We start from the raw sequence: 17668 nt of genomic DNA, 5'->3' as shown, positions 1-17668 counted from the left end.
TTTTTCATTATGAATTTATGATTTTTGAACGATTTCAGCATCTTTTAAAATCGTAGCAAGACGTTTAATACCGTCACGAATTACTTCGGGTGCTGAGTTTGTGTAGTTTAGACGCAGTGTATTCACATCTTTTTTCGATGTATAGAATGGATCGCCTGGTACGAATGCTACGCCGACATCCATCGCTCTTTCGAAGAATTCCATCGCTGTCATACCATTATTTAATGTAGCCCAGACAAACATGCCACCTTCAGGACGTGTGAATGCTACATTCTCAGGGAAGAGTTCTTCTAAAGCTTCCAACATCACTTTCGATTGTGCATCATATAGTTCGATGATTTTTTGAACATGCGTGTCGTATTCATTATGCGTTAAATATTCATAAATCGCATATTGTGAGAAGATGTTGGTGTGTAAGTCAGATGCTTGTTTCGCTGTTTCAATATGACGCATCAATTCTTTATTTTTTGAAATAATAAAGCCTAAACGCATACCCGGTGTAACGGTTTTTGAGAAACTACCAAGTAACACACTATTTTCTGATTTACCAGCCGCAATATATGGTAATGAATCACCTTTGAAACGTAGCTCACCGTATGGATCATCTTCTACTAAAATAATATCGCGGTCTTTAATTAATTCATATACTTCTTTACGACGTTTTGCTGTGTATGTAAGACCTGTTGGGTTTTGGAAGTTCGGCACTGTATAGATGAATTTTACATTCGGCTGATCGAGCGCAACTTTTAATTCTTCAAGATTTAACCCATCTTCTTCTAATGTAACAGGGTAGAATGACGGTTCACTCATTGTGAAGGCTTGAATCGCACCTAGATAACCAGGTTCTTCAATAATAATGCCATCACCAGGATTAATTAACACTTGAGATAATAGTGATAGTGCTTGTTGTGAACCTGTTGTTAATAGGATATCATCTGCTGTAATCCCTAAATCATGTTTACGGTTATATTTATCAGCAATATATTGACGTAGTGGTAAGTACCCATTCGTTGAAGCATACTGGAAGATTTTACTTCCATTCTCATCGATTGCACGATTGATTGCTTCTTGTAAATTTTTAAGTGGAAAAGAAATCGGATTTGGTAAACCACCTGCGAAAGAAATGACGTCTGGCGCGTCCGTAACTTTTAAAATATTTCGAATGAATGATGAGGGCGTATTTAATACGCGATTAGAATATTGCATGTGCGATTCTCTCCCTTTTTCTGACTTTTTTAAAAAGTATAGCACTCTAATGATTGAACCACAAGATATAAGTCTGTTTTGTAAACAAATAAATTTAAAAAAATAGCTAAAATAATACTTAAAGTAGAAAAAAGTGCAAATAAACGATTTTATAATTCTGATAATTCTAATTATTTCAATAGTTTATTCTATAAATTGATATGCATTGCATAATGTTACATCGTTCGTTATCCTTAATTTATTGTTGAAATAAAGGATGAATTCAATATGAAGAAACTAATTAAAATAATTGGTGCACTTGTTGTACTTTTTATTTTTTATATAACTAATAATCAATGGCTACAATTATCAAAACATACGTTACAAGTAAAAATATTACCAAAAGAAATGAATGGTTTAACAATTGTTCAAATTTCAGATTTGCACGATGCGAAATTTGGTCGTCATCAACAACGATTAATTGAACAAGTGAAAAAGCAAAAACCCGATTTAATTTTTTTAACAGGTGATTTAATTGATCGTAATAATTATAAATTAGGAAGAAGTCTAGAAGCAGTTGATGGCTTTACAAAAATTGCTCCGACTTATTTTGTCGATGGTAATCATGAAATTTCAATTAATCGAGTTAAAGAGATTCATATAGCACTCCAAAAAAAGGGGGTACATGTTTTAAATAATGAAGCAGAAACATTCCGCTACAATGGTGCGAGTATACAACTTATCGGTATTAGCGACCCGTTGTCAGGTGAAACAACAGAAGATATGCTGGCAAAAGCGCTGGTGAATGTTCCACAAGATCAATTCAAAATCTTATTAGCACACCGTTCAGAATTTGGCGAAAAATACGCGCAAGCTGGAATCGACCTTGCATACACAGGACATGCACATGGCGGACAAATTCGCTTACCATTGTTAGGTGGATTAGCCAATCACGACGCCTCGCTATTCCCAAAACACACAGAAGGAATTGAACAAGTGGAGCAGTTGCAACACGTAATTAGCCGTGGTCTAGGAAATAGTCTCTTCCCACTACGTGTCTTCAACCGCCCGGAAATCGTCGTTACAACTTTAGAATCGAAATAAATGGACGAATGATCCGTTTCGCCCTCGAATGTCCCGTTTGGACGAGCGAATGACCCGAATCAATCTACGAGTGACCCAACATCTTTAGCGAGTGACTCGTTTCGCCGGTCGAATGTTCGAATGCACACGATCCTAGTCAATTTAAGTCCCTCTCGAATTACTCAAAAGCCACGTGATCATTCTTGGTCTTTTGAGTTTTTTTTGTAAAAAATCTAGTTTTCTGAATAAATTAGTGGTATGGTATAGCTACAATTAAAAAAATCTTCGGGGTCGGGTGAAATTCCCAATCGACGGTGATGCGCGTTAGAGCGATAAGTCCGTGAGCTTTTCGAAGCAGGAGCTGGTGTGAATCCAGGACCGACAGTATAGTCTGGATGGGAGAAGACATGTAAAAATTTGTTTATGATATGAAAAATCATAGGCTTATTTAGACATACCTTTTTTCATCGACCTCATGTAAATGAAGGTCTTTTTTTGTTGTATCAAACTGAATAATCCTTCGGGGTCGGGTGAAATTCCCAATCGACGGTGATGCGCGTTAGAGCGATAAGTCCGTGAGCTTTTCGGAGCAGGAGCTGGTGTGAATCCAGAACCGACAGTATAGTCTGGATGGGAGAAGGATGTGTGAACAAAACTTGTTAAAAAGACGTATGTTAACAGGTTTATTTAGACATGACTTTTAATCATTCTTCCATAAAACTACCCTGAATTGATTCATCAATTGAGCGTAGTTTTTTATTTTGGGAAAGGAGTGGTTTGTATATTTACAGGGATTGTAGAAGAAGTGGCAACAATTCAATCGATTCGACAAGCGAATGAAAATATGGTGTTGCAAATTCAAGCAGAAAAGATTCTGGAAGACGCTGCTTTAGGTGATTCGATTGCAGTAAATGGTGTTTGCTTAACAATTGAAAAACTAGAACAGCACGCTTTTCATGCGACGGTTATGAAAGAAACCTTTCATACAACAACATTACACCGTCTACAATTACGTGAAAAAGTAAATGTTGAAAGAGCTTTGCAGTTACAGGGGCGGTTAGGTGGACATATCGTGACAGGGCATGTTGAAACGGTTGGAAAGATTCAACGAATTTTAAAAACATCAAATGAAATTCGTCTAACGATTGAAACAGAACCGAAATTCATCAAACAGATGGTTTTAAGAGGTTCTGTGACATTGGATGGGATTAGCCTAACAATTTTCGCGTTAAACGCGCGAACATTTGAAGTTTCGCTTATTCCACACACATATGAAACAACGATTTTGCATATGAAAAAAGTGCGAGATGTTGTCAATATTGAAACAGATTACATCGGAAAATATGTGCAAAGCCAAATGGCGACAATTTTAACAGAAGATTTTTTACGAAAAAATGGATTTTGAGGTGAAGGAATATGCAAGAAATAGAAGAAGCACTTCGTATCTTACGAGTGGGTGGCATGATTATCGTGACTGATTCTGAGGCACGTGAAAATGAAGGAGATCTCGTTGCATTAGCTGAAACAATTACACCTGAACAAGTAACATTCATGGCAATTGAGGGTCGTGGATTAATTTGTACACCTATTTCTGAAGAAATGGCGGCACGCTTAGCCTTAGCGCCGATGACAGTAGATAATACGGATAATCATGGAACAGCCTTTACAATTTCGATTGACCATATCGATACGACAACAGGTATCAGCGCTTATGATCGTGCCTTAACGATTCAAGCTTTAACAAGTGAACAAACCGTAGCACAAGATTTTCGTCGTCCAGGACATGTATTCCCACTTATTGCAAAAGCTGGTGGTGTATTAGAACGTGATGGGCATACGGAAGCGGGAGTTGAGTTGGCAAAGTTGTGCGATAAAAAAGAAGCAGCAGTGATTTGTGAAATTATGGGCGATGACGGACATATGCTGACAGGTGAAAATTTGATCACATTCGCTAAAAAACACGTATTACCTATCATTTCAATCGAAGCATTAAAACAATATATTGAACAAACAAAAGGAGCGTATTCAAAATGAACATGATTGAAACAACATTAATCGGAAAAGACTTAAAAATTGGGATTGTATTAGGAAGATTTAACGAATTCATCACAAATCGTTTATTAGAAGGAGCGGTAGATGGTTTAAAAAGACATGGTGTAGCAGAAGAAAATATTGATGTCGTAAAAGTACCGGGGGCTTTTGAAATTCCATATATGGCAAAACAATTAACAAATTATAAAAAATATGACGCGATTATTAGTCTTGGAACGGTTATTCGTGGTGCAACAACGCATTATGACTATGTATGTAATGAAGCTGCAAAAGGAATTGCTTCAGTATCACTTGAAACGAATGTGCCAATTATTTTTGGTGTTGTCACAACGGAGTCAATTGAACAAGCTGTAGAACGTGCAGGAACAAAAGCAGGGAACAAAGGTTATGATTCGGCTGTAGCAGCAATTGAGATGGCAAATCTTCATCGTCTATTAGAAAAATAGACTAGTGTAGATGACCTAGTATGTTTTATGCCAATAGATTGCTAGTTTCAAATCGTATAAAATGACTTGGAACCTATACTCATATAATAAACCTATATCTTTAGTTCGGAAGTCGTTGTTTTGTATAGTCAGCCTATTGAATGACAGTTATAATACTCATTTGGAAAGAGTATCCATGTTTTCAATATAGGAGGGACTATAGGGTGAGAAGAACAATAATGATTGGCGCAACGCTTATGTTAGCAATTGGAATAGGTCAAACGCCAACAATTGAAGCATCAGCAGCTACACAAATAAAGTATGTGAGTATAACAAATGGTAGCAATCTAAATGTTCGAAAAAGTGCGTCAACGAAAGCAACAACATTGGGAAAATTGCAAAACAATACGAAAGTAACCGTCATTTCAACAAAAAATGGCTGGTCAAAAATTAAGTATAAAAAAGTTTATGGTTATGTAGCGAATAGTTATTTAATAAGTAAAAGACCCATTTTAAAACCTGCTTCAACTGTAACGTATTATGTCAGTACACCAGGTATTGATTTGAATGTTCGAAAAAGTCCATCAAGTCACTCGCAAAAGCTTGGGACAATAAGAAATAAAAGTAAAATAGATGTCATAAGCTATGGGAAAGAATGGTCGAAAATTCGTTATAAAACAGGGTATGCTTATGTGGCAACAATCTATTTAACGGAAAATAAACCAGCACTTCAACCGTCTACAACAACAGTTTATTATGTGAAGACAAATGGTGTTGCATTAAATGTTCGAAAAAGCGCATCTAGTACATCGACAAAATTAGGCACTTTAAAAGATCAAACAAAAGTTGATGTTATAAGTTATGGGAAAGAATGGTCGAAAATTCGTTATCAGTCAGGTTATGGTTACGTAGCAAGTTCGTATTTAACAAAGCAGAAACCTGTTGATGGTTCATTTCAACAAATAACGGGGACATATTATGCAATTCCAGGTTTAACAACAAATTTGAACGTACGTATAGCACCAGACACAACTGCAAAAAAAATAGGTGAAATCAAGCAAAATATGAAACTACATGTTTTGGCACAATCAGATGCTTGGATGAAAATTAATTATAATGGTAAGACAGCTTATGTGAGTAAAGATTATGTATCAAAAGAAGTGAAAATAAGCTTTTCGCGTGATCAAAATCGTTCATATGAAGTATATGATGTGGAAGAAAACGGAACGATTGAAACGATTTATCAAAAGCAGGAAAAAGGGATTGTGAAGTGGGGGAATGTGAATCGAGGTTTTACACATACCGAAACAGCGACTTCTAAAAGTTATACATTCTTTAATTATCATACAGGATACGGATTTGCAATCAACACACCAATCTTTAAAGGTGCAACATCTGGTAGCCTGACAAAAGGTTATAGTAAGATTACATCAGTTAGTTATACAATGACCGTAAAAGCAGGCACATTTAAACAAGTAGTTGTCCAAAAGTTCTATAACTCAAAAGGAACCAATACCAAAATTGTCTACTATGCTCCGAATGCCGGTGTAATCAAAGCAGTTGAAAATGGTCACACAACATTTGAATTAATTGATGTAAATTAAATTGAAAAATCATGCGAGATTTTTTGTTTGCAAAGTACTTATATATTAAATTCTATTTAAAATAAACCTCTCTAGTCTATATATAAATAAAAGAAAAGTTGACAAAAGGCTGAAAACATGAGAAGATATAAGTCTTGATAAAAAGCTAGTTGAAGAAATTGGCAGTTCACGATTGTTTTTGAAGATACTTATTCACACTGGCGTGACTATAGGGTCACAAGGACGTAAAAGAAGGTAGGGTTTACGTTGCTTAGGTTAGAGAATAACAGTGTAATTTTTACCGCGGCAAGTAAATGAAGAGAGTAGTACATTCCCCGGAAGATCGGGTTGAGATAACATACAATTAGCAATATCATGAAAAAAGAGGGGTATAACCAATTATGGTTATACCCCTCGTCCAATTTAATGGAAAACATCTGAAACGTTAATACCTGTGCTTGATTTTACTTGAATTTCTGCATATACTTCTAAGTCTACTTTACGACTTGATAGTTTCGAGCCGAGATAGCCTGCTAAGAAACCAAGTGGAGTAGTTATAATTGCATGCTTTGTCAATGGGAATAAAGGTGTTTCAACAACAATAGTATTTCCTGTAGAACGCCAAATATTTGGACCAATTGCACTAAAATAATACAAGAAATTAAGCCTGTAGCTGTCGTTGCGATTGCACCCGCTGCACCTAAAAATGTAGCGGCTGATAAGTAGTCGCCTGAAATAGCCCAACCATTTTGCCAACCTATTAAGCTACCATTAGCTGTATAGAGTTTTTTTACATTTTTTGTCTTTTTAGCAGTAATATATGTAACTAATAAAGTTAGACCTACAATTCCTAAAAAGAAACTAATCGTTACAGTATTTAATTAAAAACCCCCGTCTTTCAACTTTTCAACTAATGCCTTCATTTCACAATCGAATCGTGTCGCCTCTTTAATGTAAAAGCTACATAAAACAATCGTCATAACAAATAGTGATAGCGCATATACCCAAACCCGTGTAATCTCTCCATACATTTTCTAATGAAGTACAGTTGTGAATGAAGTTAGAATTGGTAATGAAATATATAATGCTACGAGTGCTTTAAATTCTTGATTTTGCCCGCTCCCTTTCAAAACAGCATTTTTAAAATTTGTAAAGATAAATATATTTTGACTTACATGAAAGAATTCTTTTTAAATTAAAAAGTAACAAAAAACCGAATTCAAAAGAAGTTGAGTGTAAATAACTAAAAAAGAACTTTAAAAACAAAAAAGAATTTAAAAGAGAAAAAATGAACGAAAAAAACTTTTATTATTATTTCAAAATTTCCAGAAAATTGTTGTATAACAAAACAGCGTTTTTGATGTAAACGACAATGTTTTTCTGTTTTCAACATATAATACAGAATATATTGACAAAAAAGTTCTTATCGGGAATAATGAATTTAATATATTAGCGTACGGAAGAATAGTATGTGTGTAACTGTTTGAAAGAGAGATTTCCTCACCGGCTGAAAGGGAAATTCAAATAAGGCATGCGGAACCTACTTCCTAGCTCCTATGAAAACATAGGCGCATACTCCAGCGTTAACGGAATCGAGCGGAACAAAGTCAAACTTTGTTCAATTAAGGTGGTACCGCGAATGAGCCCTTTTCGTCCTTAAAATATTGGATGATAAGGGCTTTTTTATATGGAGGAATACAAATATGTACCAAAATCGAATTGTTGTAAAAATCGGAAGTAGTAGTTTGACGAATAGTAAAGGTGAAGTAGATTACGAAAAGCTACAAGAACATGTAGCAGCGATTGCCGCTTTAAAGCAAAAACACTATGATGTTGTACTCGTTTCATCAGGTGCCGTCGCTTGTGGATTCCGTCAACTAGGTTACACACAACGACCAATTACTGTAAAAGGAAAGCAAGCAGCTGCTGCAGTTGGTCAAAGTTTACTGATTCAAGCCTATACAAAAGCACTTGCACAGTACGGTTATGTAGGGGCACAAATCTTATTGACACGCGCTGATTTTCAATCGAAAAACCGCTATCAAAATGCGCATGAAACCATCGAGGAACTACTAGAGCGAAAGGTTTTGCCAATTATCAATGAAAATGACACTGTATCATTACAAGAATTAACGTTTGGTGACAATGATTTATTATCAGCACTTGTAAGTGGTTTAGTTCATGCGGAGCAACTCATTATTTTAACAGATATTAATGGATTATATACCGCAAATCCTAAAAAAGATGCTACAGCAAAGCGTTTTGATTATTTATCAGAAATTACAGATGAGTTACTTGGATATGCAACATCAGAAGGTTCAAATGTAGGCACAGGTGGCATGCAATCTAAATTACAAGCAGCCAAAACAGCTTACGACTTAGGTGTCAATGTGTTCATCGGTAAAGGTGAAGGTCCAGAAAAGCTCATCGAAATCATAGAAAAGCGTGGAGATGGTACGTATATTGAGCGACAAATCCCACAATCACTATCTTCTAAAAAACAATGGATTTCACTTTTTTCTCAAACACAGGGAGCGATTTATATTGACGAAGGTGCCGAAAAAGCGATTTTAGAAAATGGGAAGAGCTTATTACCAGCAGGTGTATATCTTGTTACAGGCAACTTTGAAGCAGGTGATGTGGTCGATGTCTTCAGAGAACGTGATTTAATTGGTAAAGGTGAAGTTTTGTATAGCGCGGAAGAATTGATGCAAGCTATGGGAAAAAGAACAAACGAATTAGCACATGATCATGTAGTGATTCATCGTGATCGTTTTGTAGCAGTAGTAAAGGAGGAAATTTAAGATGTCAGAGGTACTTGAAAAAGGAAAACGTGCGAAAGTAGCGAGCTTTACGATGATGGAGCGTACAACAGAAGAAAAAAATGCTGCGTTATGTGCGATTGCAGCACAATTATTACAAGATGAGGCACATATTTTACAAGAAAATGAGCGAGATTTAATAGAAGGAAAAGAAAAAGGGATTGATCCGGCTGTCCTAGATCGTATTATGTTAAATCACGACCGTCTCGTTGCTATTCATGATGCTTTATTACAAGTAGTAGAATTACAAGATCCGATTGGTGAAATACTTGAAGTGATTGACAAAGAAAATGGACTACATATCGAAAAACGTCGTGTACCTTTAGGTGTTGTCGGTATGATTTATGAAGCGCGTCCTAATGTAACAGTGGATGCCGCAGCCTTAACATTGAAAACAGGAAATGCAGTCATCTTACGAGGAAGTTCAAGCGCAAAATATTCAAATCAAGTATTAGTAGAAAGTATTCACCGCGCTTTAGAAAAAACAACGATTCCACAAGATGCAGTCTTATTAATAGAAGATACAAGTCGTCAAACAGCGAGTGAACTTTTTACAATGAAAGAATACTTAGATGTTTTAATTCCACGTGGTAGTAAAGCGTTAATTGATACAGTTGTAGCGAATTCAACTGTTCCTGTATTAGAAACAGGCGCAGGGAACTGCCATATTTATATTGATGAAGTTGCAAATCCACAGATGGCTACACAGATTGTACTTAACGCAAAAACACAGCGTACATCGGTATGTAATGCGGCAGAAAGTTTATTAATTCACCGAAAATATGTAGAAATACATGGAGGAGAATTAATTCAGGCATTACTGGATGCAGATGTTACATTATACGGTGATGAAGCAGTTTGTAACATGGATTCACGTATTTATTCTGCCACAGATGAAGATTATGCCACTGAATATTTAGCGATGTCACTGAGTATAAAAACAGTTGATTCAGTAGATGAAGCTATTCAACACATTCAAACCTATGGTACGAAGCATTCAGAAGCTATTGTTACGGAATTACAAGACAATGCAAAGAGATTTCAACAGTTAGTGGATGCTGCAGCTGTTTACCATAATGCCTCGACACGCTTTACAGATGGTTTTGAGTTTGGCTACGGAGCTGAAATTGGTATTAGTACACAAAAGTTGCATGCGAGAGGACCAATGGGTTTACCAGCTCTAACTTCTGAGAAATATTATATAGATGGAGCAGGGCAAATTCGTCAATAATTCAAACAAATATGCCCATCGTTTGTAATTTTAAGCAAGCTTGTTATAATAAAGTGAACACTAGCATAGCTAGGTTTATTCGTAAAGATAGGAAAGTAGGGATTTAGATGGCAACAGCAACACACACAACAACTGTAAAAGCAGGACAACAACAAGTATGGGCATTTGTAAGTGATATGGAGAAGTGGGCAAAGTTAGTGCCTGGCTACCGCAATCACGAAATGATCAATGAAAAGCAGTCGAAATGGATTTTCGCTGGGAATGTAGGTGTGTTAAAAAAATCAGTTGAAGTGCAAATAGATATTACAAACTGGGAAGAACCATCTAAAATTTCATTTGATTTAACAGGTCTAACAGATAAATTTACAGGTTCAGGCTACTTTACAGCAAAGGAAATTGATGCACAAAATACAGAGATGTCAGGATTTTTAGAAATTAAAGCAGGCGGTATTGCAGCACCTGTGTTAAATCCAATTTTTTCAGCTGTATTACCAAAAGCAACATCAATGCTAACAGAACGCGTGGCAAATAAAATTCAATCTGAAGCAAAATAATTCATACACCATAAATTAAGAACTGCACCTTTTAATGAAGGGTGCAGTTTTTAGTTTGATTTCTCTATTTAATTCCCGTATGGTAAAAATATGAACAGCGAAATAAGGAGCAGATTTATGCAAGCATACTATTATGAGATTCCCGCATACTTACAACATACAGAAAAAGAAGCAATTATTTGTGACGAACAACAAGTCGGAACGATTCAACGTGTTTATTCAAATGGTTTAAAAAAAGTAATTGATCGTATGTTTGATCAAAAATATTTTGTTCAAATTGACACAAAAATTGGAGATTTTGCACCTGTAACATGTAAAAAAATTCAACGTAAAGGTAAAATTTATTACGATGCCATCGAGGAAGGGCAATCACTTTATCGAATTGCTTATATCGGTTGGAAAGAGTTGATTCCAGATTTGATGATTTCAAATAAAAAAGAACAGATGACATTGGAGATGAATCGAGAAGGTTGGTCGCCATTTCTTTATAATGAAAAAACAATTGCTCGTTGGCGTGCAGATTATATAGAAGAAAAAGATACATTCCGAATTACATTTGAGATGTTAGAGGACAGTCCATTTCAAAATCCAGCTCTCTTTCTATCAATTGCACAAGCCGCTCTTTTTATTGGCGCTTAATTATGGCAAAAACATGAATTTTTCATGTTTCTAACGAAAAAAGTGGTTTTCTATCATGCAAGATTCTGTAAGCTAGTCTATAATGAAGGGGTATTCTGAAATTAAGGGTTAGGAAGTGTTGGTCATTAAAAAGTTAATCCCATTCGCTATTATTATTTTACTCGTATTAAGCGTTCTATATGTGATTTTCTCTGGGAAATCAGAAAAAACAATGGAAGTACCAAGCGGTAAAGAATTCATTTCTGTACAGGTTCAAACCATTGAAAACAATAAAGAAGTGAAGTCAAAAACAGTTACATTAACAGACAAAGAAAAACTGGATGAGATTTTACGTGCAGTAGACGGTCTAAAAACAAAACAAAGTACAATTACGAATACAGAAAAAGAAATCAAAGACGTTGATTCGTATTTCTTCTACTTTGAAAACAAAAAAGAACGTGATCCACGTAAACCATTCCCTTATAGCTTCTTTATTACAGAAAAAGGCTACATTTACTACACACATAATGCAATCAATAGTCTAGATACACCACAACGTACAGTTGAAGCGCATCCAGATGTATTGAAAAAGCTAAAAGAAATTACAGGTGTACAATAAACTTTAACGATAAAAGAGTTTCAGCACATAAAATGCTGAGACTCTTTTTAGTATTTATAAGAAAAAGTTGGAAAGCAGCTTTCATGTTTAATAGAAGGAAAATAGAGTAAGGGTAGCATGTAAAAGCTGTTCTATGCTATGCTATGAATGGTTTTAAGGGGGGAAATGAATTGAAAATAATGAGAGAATTAATTGCCTATATTTTAGTCCTTGTATTACTATGTATGGATTTCTTTAGTAATTGGCATATTTGGACGGTTGTTCCAAAAACAGTGATGATTATTGTGTTTATTATTGGAATTATCATCTGTTTCACACCGACAAAGAAATTAAATTTAGAACAAAACTTTTGGTTACAAGTACGCGTCATCGCAGCCGTTCTTATTTTAATTTTTGTCTTACCATTATTTGGAGGACATTCAGAGCTTGGTTTATCCGTAACGCAGCCATTCTTTATTATTATTTTAGCGTTAAGTGCACTTCAACTTCGCATGCAATGGAAACGTGTACAACAAGAAAAAGTAAAAGAAGAAGAATTAAAAAAGCAACAAGAAAAGTTGAAGGGGAAGCGTAAATAATGCATGTATATGTAGTCGATTTTGCTTGGCATGGTAATCAAACACTCTTTATCGAACTAAAAGGCACAGATGATAACCGAAAATTTGAAGGAATGGTTCGTGTTGTAGATGGAATCATTTATGGGGATTTAGTCCATCCTACGAAAAGTACTTTATCAAAAGAAGCGATTTCATACATAAAAAATTATGTAAGCGAGCAAATTTCAGCGAAAAAATTTTAATCTTAAAAAAGCAGGGATTTATCTCCTGCTTTTTTATTTTTAAACCCCTAAAAAATAGGTATAAATAACCGTGCGAAAAGTCTCGTTTCCATGTAATATAAATTTTATCAACAAATATTTTATATGCAGATGGGGGAAAAAAATTGTCTATACAAAAAAAATTAAGTTTAGGCTATATTACATTGTTGGTTTTAATGATTATTATGATGGTATTTACATATAATCGATTAGATGCAATTGAAAAAAGTTTTGAAGATGAAGTAGAAGGAAGTTTTGATAATATTAGCTTAGTAACTGATGTAAAATATTTGATTGCGATGCAAGAAATTCAACTTCGTGATTATGTTCTGACAAAGTCAGATACAGCGAAATTTTCTTTAGAGAGTGTACGTGATGAAACGACAGCACAAATACAAAACTTACAAAAAATCACAAAAAACGATTCAGACATTAAGAAAAGTGTAGAGTCGATTACAGCACATGATCAAGAATTTAATGATGTAAGTGTTAGTTTAATTAAAGCAATAGACGATAATTCAGATGAATCAGCTATTTTTGCTGAATTAAATAAAGCAAAATCGATTAATGTTAGTGTTATGGAATCAGTTAAACAAATTGAGAAAAAAGAGCGTACAACATTAGAACATGCAAAATCGGATTTACAACGTACAGCGATGATATCGAAAATATTATCAATTATTGTAGGGATTTTAAGTGCAATTATAGCTGTTTTCTTTGTTCTTTATATTAAACGCTCAGTCGTAAAACCAATTTTAAGAACTGTTCAAAATGTGAAAGTATTGGCTACGGGGAATTACACAGATGAAGATTTAAAAGTAAATACAAAAGATGAAATTCAAGAATTAGCAGATTCAATTAATGAAATGAAATATAATACAAAAAATTTAGTACAAGGTATTTCGGATAGTGCCGCGCAATTAAGTGCTTCAATTGAAGAATTATCTGCAAGTACACATGAAGTATCAAAAGCAGCAGAAGAAGTAAGTTCACAAGTAGAACTAACAGCATCTGCAGCAACAGACTCAGCAGCGAATGCGCAAGATAGTGCAGAAGCGATGCACGAGACAGCAGTTGGTGTACAGCGTATTGCGCAGTCATCTCAAAAGTTATTTGACCATGCAAAAGAAGCAAATGCTTTAGCGATTAACGGAGCAGATATTTTAAAAGTGGCTAAAAACCAGATGGATACAATTGCTAGTTCTACAAATCAAACGCATGAATTAATTCATCGTTTAGCAGAACAGACAAGTCAAATCCAAAGCATGTCAAAAGTCATTACAGATATTACAGAACAAACGAATCTACTTGCACTCAATGCCGCGATTGAAGCAGCTCGTGCGGGTGAGCATGGTAAAGGTTTTGCAGTAGTGGCAGAAGAAGTACGTAAACTAGCAGAAGAATCGAAAAAATCAGCAAGCCAAATTGTTCAATTAACTGCGACAATCCAAGAAGATACAGTAGTAGTAGCAGAATCTGTACAAACTGGATTAAAGAATGTAAAAGAAGGTGTTTACATTATTGAGAATGCAAGTACAGCATTTGGTAGTATTGAACAAAGTGTTGGGCAAATGACGACACAACTGGAAGACGTAACAGCGACTTCAGAAGAGTTGTCTGCTGGGACAGAAGAAGTAACAGCTTCTGTATCAGAAATTGCTTCACATACAAGTAGTGCTGTAACAGCAACAGCAAGTATTACAGCAGCAGCAGAAGAACAAACTGCTACACTACAAGAAATTAATAGCGTTGTAGCAGAAATTTCTTCACAAGCGATTGAATTGCATGAATTAACACAATCGTTTAAAGTATAGGAATAACGATTAGTAAAGGAGGAGGGATTGCTTAGATGGCAATTCCTTCTTTTCAATTAGTAATATAAATCGATATGATAAAATAGAGTATGAGGTGAATTCAATGGATATTCGCTTAATTGCCATTGATTTAGATGGAACATTATTAAATTCTGAATTGCAAATTACACATCACACAATTGACGTATTAAACCGCGTACCATCAAATGTGGAAATGGTTATTTGTACAGGAAGGACGATTGTAGAATTACCAGAAGAACTACAATATATACCGAATATACGCTATATCATTACATCGAATGGTGCAGCAGTTTGGAACCGTCAAACAAAAGAAAAGCTATCTGAATGTGCGCTTACATCAACAGAAGCTATTACCTTAATGAAAGGTTTTCAACAATTTGACGTACGTATGGAAGTTTTTATGCTAGGAAGAATCTTAGTAGAGCCTTATTATTATGAACATTTTGAAGCGTATGGTGGTAGTCAGCATACAGACTTTTTAAAAAAGACCCGTACACCAAAAGAAAATGTTTTACAATACGTAGAAGAATTATGCGAACCTGTTGAAAAATTTAATTTATTTTTTAAACATGAACATGAACGTTATACAGCAATTCAACAATGTATTGAAGCAGGATATCAAGTGACAACTTCTTTTGCGCATAATGTAGAAGTAAATGCAATGTGTGCAAGTAAGGGGCGCGCACTACAAACACTTGCGGAAATACTAGGTATTCATCAGCAGTATGTTGCAGCAATTGGTGATCAAATTAATGATTTATCGATGCTTGACTATGCAAATTATCCGATTGCGATGGGGAATGCAGTAGATGAGGTTAAGCGTGTTGCCGTAGTTGAAACATTAACAAATAGAGAAGACGGTGTAGCCGCTGCAATAGAGCAGTATATTATTAAAGGGGAAAAAAATGAACATTTATTCTTTTAGTGGACCAAGTGGCACAGGAAAAAGTTCCTTTGCACTTGAGTTAGCACATCAATTAGAGGTAGATGCAATTATTGATGATGGTTTATTCATTATGAATGGGTGTCGAAAAGCAGGAACCTCAGCAAAGTTTGAAAAAAGTGCATTTAAAGCGGTAAAGCGTGCGATTTTTTCAGATGATACACATGTAGAAGAAGTACAAGAAGCTATACAAGAAGTACAACCAGAAAAACTGATGATTATTGGTACATCGGACCGCATGACAATCCGAATTGCAGAGCGTCTGGGTGTAGGAGAGATTGAACATTTCTATCATATCGACGAATACCGTACATCGAAACAAATGAAGATGGCAAAGTTTATACGAAAAACAGAAGGAAAGCATATTATGCCTGTTCCGTTCGTTGAAGTACAACAAAATTTCTTTAAACGGTTAGTCATGAAGGGTTTTGAAATCTTCTCAACGAAAAAAGAAAAAATCGGTGAAACAACGATTGTTCAACCTGATTTTCATGATGACTTACTGGTTTATAAAACAAAAGACTTTACACAATGCATACGTCAAGTCTGTGAAGATTCTCCATATATTATGGATATAACAAAATTACAATTCACGTTATATCCACTACCAATTGCGAAATTAGTACTTGTTTATTCAAGTAATGAGACAGAGCGTATGGATGAAAAATTATACATGTTACAACAGCAAATTAATCAAATCTTTGACGAACAATTTGAAATTGAGTTTGACACGATTGATCTTCAAGTCGAGCATTTAGCTTCGCAAAAAAAGCCATTAAAAATAAAAAAACAAGCTGCAGTAGTTGAACACTAGAGCAGCTTGTTTTTTATTGTTCTTCTATTTTACGTGTAAATCTAGCAGGACGTTTTTCGACAAAAGCACGTACACCCTCTGGAAAGTCATGTGAATCAACAAATGGTGTTGAGCCTGTCCATAGACTTGGAGCAGAATCCACACACTCTTGTACGGCTTGTTTGACTGCAAGTAGAGAAGCTGGAGACATAGAAGCAACGAGCTTCCCAATTCGAATCGCATAACGGTCTAAATCTTTTTCCGCCACTAAATAATTAAGTAAACCAAGTCGATCGGCTTCTTCTGCTTTAAGCATACGCCCTGTATACACTAAATCTTTCGTCATAGATGGTCCAATTAATTGAACAAGTCGTTGTGCAAACTGATTATTCAATGTAATACCTAACTTCCCAACAGGAATACCTAATTTAGCTTGTTCACTACCAATGCGTAAATCACATGCGAGTGCTAATTCCAGTCCTGCACCCATTGCAGGCCCATTGATAACGGCAATTGTTGGAATGGCTAATCGTTCGATTGTTGAAATCGTTTTTTCCATGTGAACAAAAGCTTGTTCAGCTTCTTCTAAAGAGATGGAATTGAACTCTTTAATATCTGATCCAGCTGTAAATTGATTACCTGAACCACGAATTAATAATACTTTATTCTTTGGATTTTTAAGTACTTGTAGCGCGATTAAACGTAGCTCATTCCACATATTTGCGGTTAATGCATTTTTAGCTTGTGGTCGATGGATTGTAATAATCGCAAGTCCAGCAGTTTCTTGATAAACAATTTTTGCATCTTCTTTTTCTAATCTTGTTGTTGAAACTTTCATGTTGTACTCCCCCTTTGTGTATTCAATGTAACTATTATAGTACAGATTTTACTTTTAGAGAACTGATCTATAAAAACGATGCATGAAAAGATTTATGATAAATCTTAATAGGGGCTATAAAAAATGTTCGTGTATCATTTAGGAAAGCAAAGGAAGCTCATACACGCTTACCTTTTTCGTGAAAATTTATTTTTTAGAATAAAAATAGGTGTTATGATAGAAAAATACTAAAAAAAGAGGTATTTATGAGTCTTATATACGCTAAATCAA

At 35.1% G+C, this 17668-nt stretch carries 19 protein-coding genes, 1 pseudogene, 2 riboswitches and 1 other annotated feature; of the genes and pseudogenes, 15 read left to right on the top strand and 5 right to left on the bottom strand.

Annotated elements, in window-relative coordinates; genetic code table 11:
* Positions 1 to 15: 15 nt before the first annotated feature.
* Positions 16 to 1206: an aminotransferase-like domain-containing protein gene (locus tag MHB75_RS05800; protein WP_340996439.1), complete on the bottom strand. Its 1191-nt coding sequence runs from the start codon at positions 1204 to 1206 to the stop codon at positions 16 to 18.
* Positions 1207 to 1473: 267 nt separating this feature from the next.
* On the opposite strand from MHB75_RS05800, the gene MHB75_RS05795 reads away from it, so the two are divergent.
* The 5 genes and pseudogenes from MHB75_RS05795 to MHB75_RS05775 all read left to right on the top strand — a co-directional run bounded on the left by MHB75_RS05795 (position 1474) and on the right by MHB75_RS05775 (position 6349).
* A complete protein-coding gene (locus tag MHB75_RS05795) occupies positions 1474 to 2289 on the top strand; it encodes a metallophosphoesterase (protein ID WP_340996437.1) in 816 nt (271 codons plus the stop codon).
* A 256-nt stretch (positions 2290 to 2545) separates the two neighbouring features.
* Positions 2546 to 2679: riboswitch (FMN riboswitch) on the top strand.
* A gap of 101 nt (positions 2680 to 2780) precedes the next feature.
* Positions 2781 to 2914, top strand: a riboswitch (FMN riboswitch).
* 126 nt (positions 2915 to 3040) lie between these two features.
* The gene (ribE, locus tag MHB75_RS05790; RefSeq protein WP_340996435.1) at positions 3041 to 3673 is read left to right on the top strand and encodes a riboflavin synthase; all 633 of its coding nucleotides are present in this window, start codon (positions 3041 to 3043) and stop codon (positions 3671 to 3673) included.
* A gap of 11 nt (positions 3674 to 3684) precedes the next feature.
* Positions 3685 to 4269, top strand: a pseudogene (gene ribB / locus MHB75_RS05785) (3,4-dihydroxy-2-butanone-4-phosphate synthase); the annotation flags it as partial.
* Between the two features lie 29 nt (positions 4270 to 4298).
* Entirely contained in the window at positions 4299 to 4766 is a 468-nt protein-coding gene (gene ribH, locus MHB75_RS05780) for a 6,7-dimethyl-8-ribityllumazine synthase (RefSeq protein ID WP_340996433.1), read from the top strand.
* Positions 4767 to 4969: 203 nt separating this feature from the next.
* Positions 4970 to 6349 carry an SH3 domain-containing protein gene (locus MHB75_RS05775; protein WP_340996431.1) on the top strand — a complete coding sequence of 460 codons (1380 nt, stop codon included), beginning with the start codon at positions 4970 to 4972 and terminating at the stop codon, positions 6347 to 6349.
* A gap of 402 nt (positions 6350 to 6751) precedes the next feature.
* Here the strand turns inward: MHB75_RS05775 and MHB75_RS05770 are convergent, their stop codons facing one another.
* The 3 genes from MHB75_RS05770 to MHB75_RS15095 are packed head-to-tail and all read right to left on the bottom strand — an operon-like array spanning position 6752 to position 7308.
* Positions 6752 to 6985, bottom strand: coding sequence for a hypothetical protein (locus tag MHB75_RS05770; RefSeq protein WP_340996429.1), 234 nt, complete (start codon positions 6983 to 6985; stop codon positions 6752 to 6754).
* Positions 6901 to 7194 (bottom strand): sodium:solute symporter family transporter, encoded by a 294-nt coding sequence (locus MHB75_RS05765; protein WP_340998581.1) that lies wholly within the window; start codon positions 7192 to 7194, stop codon positions 6901 to 6903. The genes MHB75_RS05770 and MHB75_RS05765 overlap by 85 nt, the downstream gene beginning before the upstream one ends.
* A 15-nt stretch (positions 7195 to 7209) precedes the next feature.
* The gene (locus MHB75_RS15095; protein ID WP_445667020.1) at positions 7210 to 7308 is read right to left on the bottom strand and encodes a hypothetical protein; all 99 of its coding nucleotides are present in this window, start codon (positions 7306 to 7308) and stop codon (positions 7210 to 7212) included.
* Between the two features lie 466 nt (positions 7309 to 7774).
* Positions 7775 to 7989 (top strand) — a binding site (T-box leader).
* A 42-nt stretch (positions 7990 to 8031) separates the two neighbouring features.
* Between MHB75_RS15095 and proB the strand changes: the two genes are divergently transcribed.
* From proB to MHB75_RS05715, 10 genes are all read left to right on the top strand, one after another.
* Positions 8032 to 9132 carry a glutamate 5-kinase gene (gene proB / locus MHB75_RS05760; protein WP_141274773.1) on the top strand — a complete coding sequence of 367 codons (1101 nt, stop codon included), beginning with the start codon at positions 8032 to 8034 and terminating at the stop codon, positions 9130 to 9132.
* A 1-nt stretch (position 9133) separates the two neighbouring features.
* Entirely contained in the window at positions 9134 to 10381 is a 1248-nt protein-coding gene (locus MHB75_RS05755; protein ID WP_340996427.1) for a glutamate-5-semialdehyde dehydrogenase, read from the top strand.
* Positions 10382 to 10488: 107 nt separating this feature from the next.
* Positions 10489 to 10935 carry a CoxG family protein gene (locus tag MHB75_RS05750; protein WP_087680190.1) on the top strand — a complete coding sequence of 149 codons (447 nt, stop codon included), beginning with the start codon at positions 10489 to 10491 and terminating at the stop codon, positions 10933 to 10935.
* Between the two features lie 117 nt (positions 10936 to 11052).
* Positions 11053 to 11574 carry a tubby C-terminal domain-like protein gene (locus MHB75_RS05745; RefSeq protein ID WP_340996423.1) on the top strand — a complete coding sequence of 174 codons (522 nt, stop codon included), beginning with the start codon at positions 11053 to 11055 and terminating at the stop codon, positions 11572 to 11574.
* Positions 11575 to 11692: 118 nt separating this feature from the next.
* On the top strand, positions 11693 to 12172 hold the full coding sequence (locus tag MHB75_RS05740; protein ID WP_340996421.1) for a hypothetical protein: 480 nt from the start codon (positions 11693 to 11695) through the stop codon (positions 12170 to 12172).
* Between the two features lie 170 nt (positions 12173 to 12342).
* Complete coding sequence (locus tag MHB75_RS05735; RefSeq protein ID WP_445666997.1) at positions 12343 to 12750, top strand: hypothetical protein; 408 nt, start codon at positions 12343 to 12345, stop codon at positions 12748 to 12750.
* Positions 12750 to 12971 (top strand): hypothetical protein, encoded by a 222-nt coding sequence (locus MHB75_RS05730; protein WP_141274778.1) that lies wholly within the window; start codon positions 12750 to 12752, stop codon positions 12969 to 12971. The genes MHB75_RS05735 and MHB75_RS05730 overlap by 1 nt, the downstream gene beginning before the upstream one ends.
* Before the next feature lie 143 nt (positions 12972 to 13114).
* A complete protein-coding gene (locus MHB75_RS05725; protein ID WP_340996419.1) occupies positions 13115 to 14803 on the top strand; it encodes a methyl-accepting chemotaxis protein in 1689 nt (562 codons plus the stop codon).
* A 103-nt stretch (positions 14804 to 14906) separates the two neighbouring features.
* Positions 14907 to 15749, top strand: coding sequence for a Cof-type HAD-IIB family hydrolase (locus MHB75_RS05720; protein WP_340996418.1), 843 nt, complete (start codon positions 14907 to 14909; stop codon positions 15747 to 15749).
* Entirely contained in the window at positions 15730 to 16581 is an 852-nt protein-coding gene (locus tag MHB75_RS05715; RefSeq protein ID WP_340996417.1) for a hypothetical protein, read from the top strand. Before MHB75_RS05720 ends, MHB75_RS05715 begins: the two co-directional genes overlap by 20 nt.
* 13 nt (positions 16582 to 16594) lie before the next feature.
* Here MHB75_RS05715 and MHB75_RS05710 read toward each other — a convergent pair whose 3' ends face one another.
* Positions 16595 to 17398 carry an enoyl-CoA hydratase/isomerase family protein gene (locus MHB75_RS05710; protein ID WP_340996416.1) on the bottom strand — a complete coding sequence of 268 codons (804 nt, stop codon included), beginning with the start codon at positions 17396 to 17398 and terminating at the stop codon, positions 16595 to 16597.
* Positions 17399 to 17668 lie beyond the last annotated feature (270 nt).

Origin of the sequence: Kurthia sp. FSL E2-0154 (genome assembly GCF_038003625.1) — a bacterium.
In the GTDB taxonomy this organism is placed as follows: domain Bacteria; phylum Bacillota; class Bacilli; order Bacillales_A; family Planococcaceae; genus Kurthia; species Kurthia gibsonii.
Note: the sequence above shows the minus strand (reverse complement) of the source record. Positions and strands in the feature narration are given on the sequence as shown.

Bases quoted from the DNA above. Each gene is read 5' to 3' on its own strand.
- proB (WP_141274773.1), top strand. From the start codon at position 8,032: ATGTACCAAAATCGAATTGTTGTAAAAATCGGAAGTAGTAGTTTGACG.
- MHB75_RS05730 (WP_141274778.1), top strand. From the start codon at position 12,750: ATGCATGTATATGTAGTCGATTTTGCTTGGCATGGTAATCAAACACTC.
- MHB75_RS05720 (WP_340996418.1), top strand. From the start codon at position 14,907: ATGGATATTCGCTTAATTGCCATTGATTTAGATGGAACATTATTAAAT.
- MHB75_RS05795 (WP_340996437.1), top strand. From the start codon at position 1,474: ATGAAGAAACTAATTAAAATAATTGGTGCACTTGTTGTACTTTTTATT.
- MHB75_RS15095 (WP_445667020.1), bottom strand. From the start codon at position 7,308: ATGACGATTGTTTTATGTAGCTTTTACATTAAAGAGGCGACACGATTC.
- MHB75_RS05745 (WP_340996423.1), top strand. From the start codon at position 11,053: ATGCAAGCATACTATTATGAGATTCCCGCATACTTACAACATACAGAA.
- ribH (WP_340996433.1), top strand. From the start codon at position 4,299: ATGAACATGATTGAAACAACATTAATCGGAAAAGACTTAAAAATTGGG.
- MHB75_RS05800 (WP_340996439.1), bottom strand. From the start codon at position 1,206: ATGCAATATTCTAATCGCGTATTAAATACGCCCTCATCATTCATTCGA.
- MHB75_RS05710 (WP_340996416.1), bottom strand. From the start codon at position 17,398: ATGAAAGTTTCAACAACAAGATTAGAAAAAGAAGATGCAAAAATTGTT.
- MHB75_RS05715 (WP_340996417.1), top strand. From the start codon at position 15,730: ATGAACATTTATTCTTTTAGTGGACCAAGTGGCACAGGAAAAAGTTCC.
- MHB75_RS05755 (WP_340996427.1), top strand. From the start codon at position 9,134: ATGTCAGAGGTACTTGAAAAAGGAAAACGTGCGAAAGTAGCGAGCTTT.
- MHB75_RS05750 (WP_087680190.1), top strand. From the start codon at position 10,489: ATGGCAACAGCAACACACACAACAACTGTAAAAGCAGGACAACAACAA.